General features: G+C 42.2%; 12 protein-coding genes, 1 pseudogene and 1 riboswitch. Of the genes and pseudogenes, 5 read left to right on the forward strand and 8 right to left on the reverse strand.

Annotation, left to right across the window (positions count from 1 at the left end):
• Positions 1-63: 63 nt before the first annotated feature.
• Positions 64-552: a 2-C-methyl-D-erythritol 2,4-cyclodiphosphate synthase gene (gene ispF, locus AM228_RS11540; protein WP_054466265.1), complete on the reverse strand. Its 489-nt coding sequence runs from the start codon at positions 550-552 to the stop codon at positions 64-66.
• A gap of 430 nt (positions 553-982) precedes the next feature.
• Between ispF and AM228_RS11545 the strand changes: the two genes are divergently transcribed.
• Positions 983-1,228, forward strand: coding sequence for a hypothetical protein (locus AM228_RS11545; RefSeq protein WP_054466266.1), 246 nt, complete (start codon positions 983-985; stop codon positions 1,226-1,228).
• Positions 1,229-1,506: 278 nt separating this feature from the next.
• Here the strand turns inward: AM228_RS11545 and AM228_RS11550 are convergent, their stop codons facing one another.
• Positions 1,507-1,698: a hypothetical protein gene (locus AM228_RS11550; protein ID WP_054466267.1), complete on the reverse strand. Its 192-nt coding sequence runs from the start codon at positions 1,696-1,698 to the stop codon at positions 1,507-1,509.
• 259 nt (positions 1,699-1,957) lie between these two features.
• On the opposite strand from AM228_RS11550, the gene AM228_RS11555 reads away from it, so the two are divergent.
• The gene (locus tag AM228_RS11555) at positions 1,958-2,164 is read left to right on the forward strand and encodes an RNA-binding S4 domain-containing protein (protein ID WP_054466268.1); all 207 of its coding nucleotides are present in this window, start codon (positions 1,958-1,960) and stop codon (positions 2,162-2,164) included.
• 39 nt (positions 2,165-2,203) lie between these two features.
• On the opposite strand, the gene AM228_RS11560 is transcribed toward AM228_RS11555, so the two are convergent.
• Both AM228_RS11560 and AM228_RS11565 read right to left on the reverse strand, forming a co-directional pair.
• The gene (locus AM228_RS11560) at positions 2,204-3,262 is read right to left on the reverse strand and encodes an LD-carboxypeptidase (protein ID WP_054466269.1); all 1,059 of its coding nucleotides are present in this window, start codon (positions 3,260-3,262) and stop codon (positions 2,204-2,206) included.
• A gap of 139 nt (positions 3,263-3,401) precedes the next feature.
• Positions 3,402-4,748, reverse strand: a complete 1,347-nt coding sequence (locus tag AM228_RS11565; protein WP_231636757.1) for an ArsB/NhaD family transporter — start codon at positions 4,746-4,748, stop codon at positions 3,402-3,404.
• Between the two features lie 371 nt (positions 4,749-5,119).
• Positions 5,120-5,252, reverse strand: a riboswitch (cyclic di-AMP (ydaO/yuaA leader).
• Between the two features lie 423 nt (positions 5,253-5,675).
• Between AM228_RS11565 and AM228_RS11570 the strand changes: the two genes are divergently transcribed.
• The 3 genes from AM228_RS11570 to AM228_RS11580 all read left to right on the forward strand — a co-directional run bounded on the left by AM228_RS11570 (position 5,676) and on the right by AM228_RS11580 (position 10,616).
• On the forward strand, positions 5,676-6,944 hold the full coding sequence (locus AM228_RS11570) for a bifunctional sterol desaturase/short chain dehydrogenase (RefSeq protein WP_054466271.1): 1,269 nt from the start codon (positions 5,676-5,678) through the stop codon (positions 6,942-6,944).
• A gap of 283 nt (positions 6,945-7,227) precedes the next feature.
• A complete protein-coding gene (locus AM228_RS11575; RefSeq protein WP_054466272.1) occupies positions 7,228-9,312 on the forward strand; it encodes a cation:proton antiporter in 2,085 nt (694 codons plus the stop codon).
• Between the two features lie 158 nt (positions 9,313-9,470).
• Positions 9,471-10,616, forward strand: a complete 1,146-nt coding sequence (locus AM228_RS11580; RefSeq protein ID WP_054466273.1) for a phosphotransferase family protein — start codon at positions 9,471-9,473, stop codon at positions 10,614-10,616.
• A gap of 79 nt (positions 10,617-10,695) precedes the next feature.
• Here the strand turns inward: AM228_RS11580 and plsY are convergent, their stop codons facing one another.
• From plsY to AM228_RS11600, 4 genes and pseudogenes are all read right to left on the reverse strand, one after another.
• Complete coding sequence (gene plsY / locus AM228_RS11585; RefSeq protein WP_054466274.1) at positions 10,696-11,367, reverse strand: glycerol-3-phosphate 1-O-acyltransferase PlsY; 672 nt, start codon at positions 11,365-11,367, stop codon at positions 10,696-10,698.
• Between the two features lie 120 nt (positions 11,368-11,487).
• Positions 11,488-12,093, reverse strand: a complete 606-nt coding sequence (locus tag AM228_RS11590; RefSeq protein ID WP_054466275.1) for a Uma2 family endonuclease — start codon at positions 12,091-12,093, stop codon at positions 11,488-11,490.
• Between the two features lie 165 nt (positions 12,094-12,258).
• The gene (locus tag AM228_RS11595; RefSeq protein ID WP_054466276.1) at positions 12,259-12,594 is read right to left on the reverse strand and encodes a XisI protein; all 336 of its coding nucleotides are present in this window, start codon (positions 12,592-12,594) and stop codon (positions 12,259-12,261) included.
• Positions 12,582-12,998, reverse strand: a pseudogene (locus AM228_RS11600) (element excision factor XisH family protein). Before AM228_RS11600 ends, AM228_RS11595 begins: the two are co-directional and overlap by 13 nt.
• Positions 12,999-13,044: the final 46 nt, after the last annotated feature.

Here is a 13,044-nt window from a genome sequence, read left to right on the forward strand (position 1 = left end):
CTCTTCCCCCCACACCGATGGCAGCCCTACACCCTACACCCTACACCCTACGCCCTAAACAAATTAATTAGCTTTGACGAGTAAGGCTACGGCATACGCGGAAATCCCTTCTTCCCGCCCTTCGGGGCCGAGTTTTTCGTTGGTGGTGGCTTTGACTCCTACTTGGTCAGGGTCGATCCCCAAGACTGTTGAGAGGCGATCGCGCATTTTGCTAATATGCGGTTTTAATTTAGGCCGTTCTGCCACCACCACAGAGTCAATATTGCTCACTTGCCACCCTTTCTCTTTGATTAACTGGTTAACTTGGGCTAATAACACTAAACTATCGGCACCTTTCCAGCGATCGTCCGTGGGCGGAAAGTAGTGACCAATGTCTCCTAAACTGAGGGCACCGAGCATGGCGTCCATGATCGCATGAGTTAACACATCTGCATCGCTATGACCCACTAATCCCAAGGAATGCTCAATTTTGACTCCCCCCAGAATTAGTGCGCGATCGCTTCCTAAGCGGTGGATATCATAACCATTGCCAATTCTAATTTGAACCGTCATCACCAAAAATCCTCAAAAAATCCTCATTCGTCCTACCGGGCAAATTTTATCGGAAATAGGGAACAGGAAACGGGTAACCGCCATCGTGCATAGTAGTGCAGGGGTGCCGATCCTGTAAAGTCGCGATCGCTGTGGGGAACCGCCAACCGTCAACAACTAACCAAGGACTTTCTGACCAATGATCGTAGATACTCGCTTGCGGTTTTATCGACAAGACACTATCGTCATTCTGGATCCCTAATAGGTTTTCTCGTTGGGTCTTGATTAAAAAAATGTGGTTTATGTCACACAAATTTGCAATTTAGGGTATAATAATAATAAGTGAAGGATAAGGGATAAAGATAAGCTTTGAAACAATTGTGTAAAAATGCTGATTCTACCAGAATATTCCTGATTATTAATCAATTCCTAAAATATCGAGGTGAAAACTATGATTAAAAGCGCTGAATTTATTCATCCTCATAGCCATTTCTATGGTGAATTAACTCCAGAAAATGTTGAATTTCATAACCGGATGGAAGATTTTGTTCAAGAAGCGACGTTAATTTCTAATTTAGCGGGCAATGGCAAGATGTCTTTGGAAGAAGCGTATGGCGAAATTGAAAAACTCTGGCAACAACTGGGTCAGAGTAAAGAAGAGTTAAAGATTGGGAAATCTTTGGCTGAGGTTAGATAAATATCTCATAATTTAGAGGCTAGTAAATATGCACTTACTCCCAGATTATTGACTCATCACGGATAAAAAACCCGGTTTCTCTGAAACCGGGTTTTTTATGTGAAAAAATAATTTGCTGGACAATTTGCTGGATAAGTTGTGAGAAGTTGTGGAAAAGCGATGGAGAAGTTAACTTGCGGTGACAATCCAGAAACCAGCAATTTGCTGGGAATTGCTTTGGCTGAAACATAATGGCACTCCAACAGACACTTGACTGAGTTTCATTTTCTGGGATTGTATTAGCGATCGAGTAAACCGGAAAATTTCCAAGTCATATAAACGGCAAAGGCTTTACCTAAATCGTTCATAGCTTGATCGAATTCTTGCGGGTGAAATTCAGTAGAAGTTTTGGGTTGAGGTTGAGGTTGGGTTTGGGTTTGGGTTTGGGTTTGGGCTTGGGTTTCGGTTTCTTTCGAGGTTTGGTTAATCATAAAATGTCTTTGCTTGAAATCGTTAATTACATATTCAGGCTAATTAGGCAGCTTTCAGGATAAATTCATGCCAGTTTTTAAGCTGTCACTGTTGGCGAACATCTCCAGGTAAGGTTTTTTGTACTATCTAAAATCCGAAATAATCACTGGTGGGAATGTAGTAGGGTGGCATTGGGGCAAAAAATTCCGATTCCCGTGGTAAAAGCGATTGGACAAAAGTGATACGATCGCACTGATCTAATCATTTCAGAGGGACTTTATGGCCACAAACAGCAAAACTATTACCCTGAGTCAATTTTTAAAGTTCATGGGTATTGCCGATACCGGAGGACAGGCAAAAATGATGATTCAATCGGGGGAGGTTCTGGTCAATGGTGTGGTTGATACCCGACGAGGCAGACAATTAGTGACAGGCGATCGCGTGACGGTGGGTTCACAAACTTTTGAGGTTGATGTGAATCAATAGTAAGGCGATAGATTGTTTCTTTTCTACCTGCTTAATTTATTATATCACGGCGGACTCTAACATTCGGATGGTGGCGTTATTTGCATCAATTTCCACGGGAACACCAATGGGAATGGTAAATTTATCGGGAATATGTCCGATCGCCGACCCATACCAAGCGGGAATTCCTAACGGTTTGATGATATCCGATAAAACTTGGGGTAAAGTCAGGGAGGGATCGTCGTCTTCACCAGGGGTACAGTTGCGACATTGAGCAAAAATAAACCCAGAAATTTGATCGAGGATGCCCGCGATTTTTAGCTGAGTTAACATTCGGTCGATGCGGTAGATATCTTCGCCAATTTCTTCCACAAATAAAATGGTTTGATTCCAGTCCGGTAAATAAGGAGAACCCACCATTGAAGTCAGGACGGATAAGTTACCACCCACAATCCGTCCGGTGGCTTTTCCAGGGGCGATCGCCTCCCCAGAAATTCTCACCGGATTGACCATTTTCACCGCCCCCCCATTAAATAGAATCCGTTGGAAATATTCTAAAGAAAACTGATTCCATTCAGAAGTGCCCACCGGCCCATGAAAAGTCACCATGCCACTGCGGGCATAAATCGCCAATAATAAGGAAGTAATATCGCTATATCCCATAATAATTTTGGGATTTTGGCGAATTAAATTATAGTCCAACAAGGGCAAAATTCGATGGCAACCCCAACCCCCCCGCAGGGTTAACAAGGCTTTGACGGAATCATCCGCAAACATAGCCTGAATATCCGCAGCGCGATCGCGGTCTTTCCCGGCTAAATAACCGTATTCATCTAAAATATGCGCCCCACGCTTCACCTTTAATCCCAACTTGGCTAAGGCTTTTTCCGTATATTCAACATCTTCTAAATCCACCGGACTCGCGGGATTAATTAAACCAACCGTATCCCCGACTTTTAGTTTTGGCGGTTTCAGGATATGGTCAGGCATATTGTCAGGCATAGTATCAGGCAATGACTGATCTGTGGCAGCAGCAGGCAGTTTAGTTGCCAACAAAGATAGTCCCAAAAAATGAAAAAATTGACGGCGATTATAAATTCCTTGAGACAGTTTAAACATAAAATTAATCCTGTAATTATGAGGAGAGAGAATAGAGGAGAGAGGAGAAGTGAAAAGTAAAAATTTCAATGAAATATCACCATTTCCTCTATTTTCTATGCTCTATCCTTTATGTTTTATCCTCTATCCTCCCATTTGACTATGACAATAACCCCGCAATAAAGATGGCGGAAATAATTAACTGCACTGCCATCATAGGCAAACCGTAGCGCAGAAACTTATGAAAAGAAATCTCCCGACCATGTTGTTCGGAAATACCCGCAGCAACAATATTAGAAGAAGCTCCCACCAAAGTGCCATTTCCCCCTAAAGTTGCCCCAAACATCATGGCATAAAATAAGGGTAAAACTTCGGGAGGAAAATTACCGGAAAAGTTGGGATCGAGAATTTCTGGCCCGACCATGCCAATATTGACGATATATTGTTTCAGCAGGGGAACCATTGCCACTACCAAAGGAATATTGGGAATCACACTAGATAATATCCCGACTATAAACACTAAGATTAATGACCCCAGAGCGATATTATTCCCGATCACAGCCGCTAAAATTTTAGCCAGTTGACTGGTGACTCCGGTTTTTTCTAATCCACCAATTAAGACAAAGGTGGACATGAAAAATATTAGGGTACTCCAGTCTACATCTCGGAGGATATTATGCACTGTGTCAATTTTAGTTTGATGGGCTAATAGTAGGGCTAAACTTGCGCCTAAGAGGGCAACAGATGCGGGGTCAATGGGAATGGGTAAAGATTCTCCAATTACAAAGAAAGTTAAGACGATCCCCACGATCACTCCGCCTAACATTAACACCTTGGGATGATTAATTTTCGGATGGGGTAAGTCCTCTAAGTGTTCAAATTTTGTCTGCCAGATTTTCCGAAATAGAAAAGGAGCGATCGCCAATACGGACAAAACTGCCAGCAGTCCGCCAAAACTTAGTTTAACTAAATATTGATTAAAGCTCATATTAATCGAACTGCCGACAATAAATGTCGCTGGGTCGCCCACCAATGTCAATAAACCGGCACTATTTGCGACAAAGACCATTAATATGAGTAATGGCACAAAATCTACCCCAATTTCCTGAGCCATTGGCGGAATTAAAGGCGCTAACAACATCACCGTTGTGGCATTGGGTAAAACCGCACAAATGGGGGTGGTAATGCCGATGACTGCGAGTAATAAAACCTTGCCACTGCCTTTGGCAATCATTACCATTTGAGTGGCGATATATTCAAATACTTTCGTTGGTTCAAACGCCCGAACTAAGACCATCACCCCAAAAAAAAGCGCCAAAGTTGCATAGCTTTGGGTAATGTAACTCATCGCTTCTTTCAGGGTCATTACATGGGCAAAGACCAAAATTAATGCTCCCAATAAAGCGGCCACTGTCAGATGGATTTTTTCTGAAATAATAATCCCAATGACCCCAAGAAACGTGGCTAGGGATATCACCGCTGGTAAATTCATTTCTATAAAGTTCATAAATTATGCTCCGCTGTGATGAGTGCATGATTGGCTGACTAGAAAAACCCCCAGTCTCAACCTGTTGGCGAAAACGCGAAAATTAGCCATAATTGTTTAATCATCATTTTCTAGGTATTGATTCAATTCAATGATTGGATCCACAAATATTTGTGCATTTTGTTCTAAACAATATGTTGACTTTAAGCCGGTCTGTTTAACTCTAATCTCCTGACCAGATCGCTAATCTTCAGAAATATTGCTAGGCTTTTCATTTTTTGATGTAAAAATCATAAATTGACTCCAATTCAATCCAGTTTAGGTTTACAGCGTCGTCATTATTTACTGAGTCACTGAATGAAGTCAAAACATTTTTTAAAATGCTGATTCACCAGTCCTCTCCCAATGCCGCCGGGGTTAGCTGACGGGCTAGAAATGAGAGTTTTTCTTCTCTAAATACTTGAAATATTAGAGATACGCCCCAAGGTTGGTTCCCCCGTTTCCTCTCCTTGGCGTTCAGATTTTTCAAAGCTAAGGAACTAGGCTGACTTATTCTGTTTACTTAGGGGATAAGTCTAGCATAAAAAAATTTTTTTTTCAACATAACTTCAATCCAATGGTGTTTTGGCTTTTCTTTAAATTTAGAAGCGTGGGCAAGATTTTGCCCATATAGTAAATTGATTAAGAGCAATTCTCAAGTAAGTCAGGATGAATCGCGGCTGGTTTTACTAGATAGACAAGAAAGCTTTCATCCTGGATCGATCCCCCCACGCCCGCTTAAAAAGGGGCTTTTTGGAATGAAAGCAAGAAGTCTAATATTCGACGCCGAATCCCCTCTAGCTTTCTGATTTACCCGGAAATTTGGCTTTTCCTATCAATGATTTCAAGTTTGACTGTAAAGTTGTGTAAAGACCTTGTTTCAATGTTTGAATTTGGAAGTGCATAAAAATGATGAATTTTTGGATCGTCAGCGCCAGTTGGGGTTTCGGTTCGGTTTTGTTCGCGGAACTGGTGCGAGACCTTTATCACTTTGTCAGCCATATTTTTCCCCCTCTGTATCGCTTGCACGTCTGGCATCATCGGGTTTTTCGTCCGGATCTGACGCCGGTTAGCGAGCGAATTTATCGCGACGCCCACTGGCGCAATGATGTGCCAGAAGCTTTGGTGATGCTGAGTTTTGGCCTATTTTTGTGGGTGGTGGCGCATTTTGCTGCCCCAGAACACCAATGGTTTGCCCTGGTGGGTTGTTTGTACACTTTGAGTTTTTTGGCAAGCGCGATCGCCCGGGGAATGGGGTTAGAAGGGGCCGATGAATTGACGGATTTAACCCATACTCCTGGGCCATTTCTTGCCCCACCGTCTCACTGGTTGGTCAATCGAACTTATCACTGGCGACATCATTTTGATAACCAAAATGCTTATTTTTGCGGTACTTTAACTTTGGTGGATCGAATCATGGGCACAGCACTTTCTTTGAAGGGGAAAACGATCGCCGTTACTGGGGCTTCTGGAACTTTGGGGCGATCGCTCTTATTTCAGTTACAAAAAGCGGGGGCAAAAGTCATCGCCCTGACTTCTAGCAATCAAACCCTGACTCTGAATATTAATGGGGAAGAATTGCCGATAAAAACGATTTCTTGGCAAGCGGGTCAAGAATCCGAGTTAGCCAAAGTATTAGAAAAAGTGGATATTTTGGTAATCAATCACGGCATGAATGTTCATGGGGAAAGAACCCCAGAAGCGATCGCGCAATGTTATGAAATTAACGCCTTTTCCGCTTGGCGACTCCTGGAACTATTTCTCACCACGGTGAAAACTAATGAAGATATTGCCCGCAAAGAAATTTGGGTGAATACTTCTGAAGCGGAATCAAATCCTGCGTTTAGTCCCTTATATGAACTCAGCAAACGCACCCTGGGGGACTTAGTAACCCTGCGGCGTTTAGACAGTCCTTGCGTGATTCGCAAACTAATTCTTGGCCCGTTTAAAAGTAACCTCAATCCTATTGGCATTATGTCAGCGGACTGGGTAGCCAAACAAATCGTGAAACAGGCGATCGCGGATACTCGGAATATCATTGTCACCATCAATCCTTTGACCTTTATCACCTTTCCCATCAAAGAATTTTTTGTCAGCACCTACTTTAAACTCTTCACCCGGAAAGCCGCCAAAGTGACAACTGCCGATGAAACTAACCCAGTCAAAATTACTCCGTAGAATTGTAGGTGACAGAGGAACTAAGTTTCTCTTATAGAAATAACCCAGTAGGGGTTTGGATATGCAAACCCCTACATTAGAATTATTGCAAAAGTATCGTTCATCCGGTGGCGGTTTGAAGGGGGTAGTAAAATAAAGGTCTAATCAAAAAAATTAGCCTATTAATAATTAACAAAAAGCTATAAAAAATCAAGATAACATTGTCAAAAAATAAATAATATGTTATAAAATAACAATAATAATGGTAAAAACCAAAACTGGGAACTTAACAAGGAATTAACTGATGAGTAATTTTTGGCAGTTAATAGCAAGCAACACCAACGGGTTCCCAACGATTTTTGTGGGAACTCCCTTAGCGCAAGTTTTGGCGCAAATTTTATCCGATCCCATCAAAGACCCGGTGGCGATTTTCCTGATCATCATGGCGATGATGCTGATCGCTCCCCTGGTATTTGAACGATTAAAATTACCGGGTATTGTGGGCTTAATTTTGGCGGGAATAGTTATCGGGCCTTATGGGTTAGGATTACTCGCAAGAGATAGCACCATCATTTTATTAGGCACCGTAGGATTGCTATTTCTGATGTTTTTAGCCGGTCTAGAAACTAGCTTAGACGATCTGAAATTAAATGCCGATAAAGCCATTATTTTCGGCTTGGCAACTTTCTCAATTCCGATGGTTTTGGGGACAGTGGCGATGCTGTTACTGGGATATGGTTGGTTGGCGGCAATTTTGGTGGCTTCTTGCTTTGCTTCCCATACCCTGCTGGCTTTGCCGGTGGCTAGTCGTTTGGGCATTATGCGGACTCCAGCAGTGACAGCCACTTTAGGCGGAACGCTGATTACGAACGTTTTGGCTTTGTTAGTTTTGGCGGTGATTGTTAAAGCGAAGGCGGGCAATTTAACTCTGAGTTTTTGGTTGTTTCTCATTCCCGCTTTAGCCATTTATACTGTGACAACTTTGTGGGGAGTGCCGAAAATTGGCCGCTGGTTTTTCCGCAGGTTTGGCCATGATGAAGGGGCAGAATTTACGTTTGTTATGGCTACGTTATTTATCGTGTCTTATTTGGCTCAGTTGATTGAAATTGAGGCAATTATTGGGGCTTTTTTGGCGGGAGTTGCCATTACTAAAATTATCCCTAATTTAAGTCCTTTGATGAATCGAATTCAGTTTATCGGCAATACGCTATTTGTGCCGTTTTTCCTGATTTCGGTGGGAATGTTAATTGACCCGATGATTCTGATTAAAGAACCGCGATCGCTCTTAGTGGCAGCGGTAATGATTGGGGCAGAATTGCTGGCAAAATATTTGGCTGCTTGGGGTTCAGGAAAGTTTTTTGGCTGGAAGTTTCCCGAAATAATGGTGATGTTTGGTCTTTCCGGTGCTCAAGCGGCGGCTACTTTGGCCGCAATTACGGTGGCGTATAAAATTGAATTAGTAGATCAATTAACGGTAAATGGAATTATTGGCATGATTCTATTTACTTGCGTCGGTTCTCCTTGGGTGATTGCTCGGTGGGGCAAAGAGGTTAAACCAGAGGAAAAGGTGGTCAGCGACAAACAGCAAAATTTGTCCGACCGGGTTTTAGTTCCAGTGGCTAACCCTAATACGGAAGATAATTTATTGCAGTTGGCAATTTTGCTGACGAAAAAATCTAAAGGTACGTTGCTACCTCTGCACGTTCTTTCTGATAAAAACGACAGGATTTCTCCCCAAGCTAGAATTAAGCAGAGTCAGTTATTGGCGATCGCGGAACAAGCTGCTCATGCAGCCACAGTTAAGGTTGAACCCATTGGTCGCATTGATGCGGCGATCGCTCGCGGAATTGTTCGCAGTGCCACAGAACATAATGCTAGTTTGGTGATTTGTGGGTGGAAAGGCTATTCCACTTATAAGGAAAATTTTTTTGGTAGCACGATCGATAAAATTGTCCGGCGATCGCCTGTCCCGGTTTTAATTACTCGTTGTCCCCAACCGATTAAGAATATTGCCCGAGTCTTTTTAGCGTTAACTCAGACCGAAACTGTATCCTGGGAATTCCAACAAACTTTAGAAATTGCTAAAACCATCGCCGCCGAACTCAAGGCCAAAATTCATTTGTTAATCATCGTTACTGGGGCATCCAATCCAGATTTTTCTTTGGCAACTTTAGGCTTGAGTGAGAATACGCCCATCCAAGAAATCCAGGACAATTTTGTCATGAAAGTTACGAGAATGCTGACCGCTGATGATTTATTAATCTTAACTTCCGGCACCCATCAGTATCATGCGTTTGGATTATCCAATGGATTAGTCGAACCAGAGGCGATCGTCCGCCTTAAACCAGATATTGCCACCATTGTGGTTCATTTTCCTAATCTCAATTAGAAATCAATTTTTGATCCAGGGGAAATCATGCTTTTATTGGCCAAAAAATGCTATATATATAATATTGGCCTAATTCCTGGGAATCCTATCTGGGTGACAAGCCAATTTGCCAAAAACCCAGTTTATTGGGGTATAATCTGTAACTCGCTTTACGATCAATGCAAAAATCTAGATTATCAGCGTTTTTCGGGGATTTATCGGCGCAAAAATCAGGGCATCAATTGACAAAAATTTTACCGAATCAGCCAACAGCAAATTTAGGTAATTTATTGCCTCAATTAGAGATACCTTGGGCAAAACCGGGGTGGTTTGATGCGGCAGAAAGCTGGATTCAAACAGAACTGCAACGTCAAGGGTTGAAGGCGATCGCGCCAATTGAAGTAGTTAAGAATTGGGCATTGGCGATTATTTTACGAGTGCCCACCACTGAGGGGATGATTTATTTTAAAGCTTCATCCCCCCTGTTTGCTCAAGAAGCTGAATTTACTCGTATTTTGGCGCAACGATACCGGCAAAATATTCCCGAAGTTTTGGCCACTTGCCCTGATAAATCTTGGATTTTAATGCGAGAAATAGAGGGGGAAATTCTGGAAAATATGGGCGATATTTTTCACTGGGAAGCAGCGTTACATCAGTGGGCTAAATTTCAGATTTCGGCTATAGAACATCGCTCGGATTTAATTGCCTGCGGTTGGGTAGATTTAGGAGTAGAACATATCGCTAAAACCCTGGAGGGATTATTTGACCCAAGGCTTCGCCTCCCCTGGAATTATGGCAAAAAATTGGCAAATCGAGAATTATTGCAGTTATTACCACTTGTACCGAAACTGCAAAAAGTCCTTGAACAATTCCGGGAACTGAATATCCCTGATACGTTGGTGCATGGGGATTTATCTCCCCGAAATATTTATCTGCGTGACCAAGGTTTTGTCTATTTTGATTGGTCTGATACTTGTATTTCTCATCCGTTTTTTGATTTGATTCGGTTTTTATATGAGATTTCTAAAGATTTGCCCGATGTCACCGATGCCCGATCGCGGATTCGCAATGCCTATTTAGCCCCTTGGACGATTTATGCGCCAATGGAACAATTAGTCTCTACTTTTGAGTTTGCCTCCGCAACTTTGGTGTCTCTTTATGAAGCTATTAGTGATCGCCTATTGCGGGAAAATTGGCGCAACCAGTGGGGCAACCAGTGGGGCAACCACTGGCAGGGGCAAACCGAGTCGGCGGTTTCTTTTTATCTCCAAAGATTACTGATTCAAGTGGCTACTTATTTACACTTTTTTCGCCATTGTCAGTAAATGTTGTTACTGGTTAGTTGTTACTGGTTATTGGTGATTGATTATGAAACTTAAATAACCAATCACCAGTAATCAATCACTACTCGTTAGTTGCTGTTTCTAATTTTTGCCCAATCCGAGGTTCGGTTCCGTCAAGCAGCCTTTGAATATTGCTACGATGCCGCCAAATTACATAAATTCCTCCGGCGATCGCAAATAAGATGAATGGCAAAGGTTGATGGGTCGCATACATGATTCCGGAAACCGCGATCGCCCCAGCAATGGAACTCAAAGAAACAATTCGGGAAATAGCCAAAGATAAGGCAAAAACCCCCAAGGTTGCTAACCCAACCACCCAAGACATAGCTAACAAAACCCCTAAACTGGTGGCGACGGATTTACCCCCGGCAAAACCTAACCAAATGGATCGACTATGACCGACCACCGCTAATAATCCAGCCGCTGTAATCATCCAGGGTAGCCAACTTTCGAGAATGGGCAACGGGGCAAGTTTAGAGGTGATATCCAGGTAATAAGCCCATTTCACTAAGGCGATCGCCCCCACTCCTTTTAACACATCTACCGACAAAACAAAAATTGCAGGCCCTTTGCCCAGGGTTCGCAACACATTAGTTGCCCCCGTGGAACCCGACCCTTCCTGCCGCAAATCGATTCCTTTGAAGATGCGTCCGACCAAATAGCCTGTGGGAATTGACCCCAATAAATAAGCGGCCAAAAACAAAGATAGATTGAAAATTACCCAATTCATCATAAATAAAATTGCCTTTTCTGTTTCTACTGATTAATTGATTTTACCAGGAGATTTTACCAGGATATCCTCTCGTGGCAGCTTTTGGGCTTGTAGCCACAGGTTTTAACCCGTTCCGGTGGACTATTGATTTATGGCTGCTGAAAAATTGGCATGGGGGAAAACTTTCGCCAAGTCCAGGATAGCATCGCCTAAACCGGGTAAAATAACGGTTTCATTGGGGAGAAATATTTGCTTTTGCCGATAGTCAAATTTGTTACTTTGGGATTTTTGATAGGGATGGCGGTAAACTTCTAGTTGATTTTCGATTAAGTTGAAAATCCAATAGTCATTAATTCCCGATTTCGCATAAAGACCGAGTTTAATTTCGCGATCGTATTCCAGAGAAGAATCGGCAATTTCTATGACTAATAAAATATCTTCGGGAGTAGGATGATTGGCCAAATAATTATCATCGCGGTTGCGGGCGATCGCTAAATCTGGTTCTGGTTCGCTATAGTTAGACAGCATTATTGGGTCTTGGCATCGAACTATGGCGTTATTGCCGATTAATTTTAATATTTCTCGATTTAACAGCGAACAACAAACCGCATGAGGTTTACCTTTAGCAACCATTTTGATAATTTCTCCTTCAATTAATTCAGTGCGATCGTCTGTTTGGAGCATTTCCAGGTCAATTAGGCGATGATATTCCTCAATTGTAAACCGTTTAGCAGTGGCTATAGTCATAGTTTTTACTGTTTTTACTGGAGATTTGGTGAATGTTTTTATAATAGCAAAGTTAAACAGGCAACGGCTGGTAGGGGCAATCCGATGGCGGTGGTTGCCCCGAATTTGGCAACGGATGGTTTGACGGATGGGCAGCGGATGAGCGATCGCCCCTTAATATCTGAATTACGCCACAGAAAAATCTGTTAAATGGCGACTTTTTGGGCGAATAAATCCTAAAACAATATCTGATTTAGGGACTTCTAATTCTAATAGTTCTAAAGCAATTCCTCCTTCGGTCCCATCAAACTCAATCCAAATTTTCTCTTCAATTATTCGCAAATGCAATACAACAGAGTGAACTCGTCCCGTTCGATCCCATCCTATGTCCAACAATAAGTAATTATCGGCGATGCGATCGCAAAGTAATAGAGGCTCAATTTCTCCATGACTTGGTTTATGGTGGGCGTGTTTTTGGAGAATCTGGATAATGATATTACGGTAATGTTCTAGTTTAGCCATTGGATAATCACCTCCCGATCTGGATCGAAAATGACTAGGTAGATTTCTTGATCGCTGACAATATCTTGAATGGCAGGCTTTTGAAAAAAATCTTGGTAAACCTCTTCAGAAATTGCTAAATATAATTTTCGGTCTGGGCTAATCCGACGCAATATGCTTCGATACATATTATACTGCCCAATTGCTTTTTGTAGCTCAGTTATTTGTGAAGAACTGTTGAAAACCTTAATTTATATGGCTATTTTCTGTTCTGATTTTTGTGCAGCTAATAGTTTTTCTGCTCCCAAATCTGCGTATAAACGCAGCCCTTTATATTCTAAGGTATAAGGATCATCAGTAATTGTCCAGCCATCTTTGCTTAAAGCATTTTTCACTTCGTCGTGATACAGGTCATGTTGATGCATTTTGGCATTGGGAATTTTTATTTTTTGTTTTTCAGTATATCATTGC

Source organism: Planktothricoides sp. SR001, from assembly GCF_001276715.1.
GTDB lineage: Bacteria > Cyanobacteriota > Cyanobacteriia > Cyanobacteriales > Laspinemataceae > Planktothricoides > Planktothricoides raciborskii.

What these genes read in the sequence shown, in the direction of transcription:
- ispF (WP_054466265.1), bottom strand. Translation starts at nt 552, where the DNA reads ATGACGGTTCAAATTAGAATTGGCAATGGTTATGATATCCACCGCTTA.
- AM228_RS11545 (WP_054466266.1), top strand. Translation starts at nt 983, where the DNA reads ATGATTAAAAGCGCTGAATTTATTCATCCTCATAGCCATTTCTATGGT.
- AM228_RS11550 (WP_054466267.1), bottom strand. Translation starts at nt 1,698, where the DNA reads ATGATTAACCAAACCTCGAAAGAAACCGAAACCCAAGCCCAAACCCAA.
- AM228_RS11555 (WP_054466268.1), top strand. Translation starts at nt 1,958, where the DNA reads ATGGCCACAAACAGCAAAACTATTACCCTGAGTCAATTTTTAAAGTTC.
- AM228_RS11560 (WP_054466269.1), bottom strand. Translation starts at nt 3,262, where the DNA reads ATGTTTAAACTGTCTCAAGGAATTTATAATCGCCGTCAATTTTTTCAT.
- AM228_RS11565 (WP_231636757.1), bottom strand. Translation starts at nt 4,748, where the DNA reads ATGAACTTTATAGAAATGAATTTACCAGCGGTGATATCCCTAGCCACG.
- AM228_RS11570 (WP_054466271.1), top strand. Translation starts at nt 5,676, where the DNA reads ATGATGAATTTTTGGATCGTCAGCGCCAGTTGGGGTTTCGGTTCGGTT.
- AM228_RS11575 (WP_054466272.1), top strand. Translation starts at nt 7,228, where the DNA reads ATGAGTAATTTTTGGCAGTTAATAGCAAGCAACACCAACGGGTTCCCA.
- AM228_RS11580 (WP_054466273.1), top strand. Translation starts at nt 9,471, where the DNA reads ATGCAAAAATCTAGATTATCAGCGTTTTTCGGGGATTTATCGGCGCAA.
- plsY (WP_054466274.1), bottom strand. Translation starts at nt 11,367, where the DNA reads ATGATGAATTGGGTAATTTTCAATCTATCTTTGTTTTTGGCCGCTTAT.
- AM228_RS11590 (WP_054466275.1), bottom strand. Translation starts at nt 12,093, where the DNA reads ATGACTATAGCCACTGCTAAACGGTTTACAATTGAGGAATATCATCGC.
- AM228_RS11595 (WP_054466276.1), bottom strand. Translation starts at nt 12,594, where the DNA reads ATGGCTAAACTAGAACATTACCGTAATATCATTATCCAGATTCTCCAA.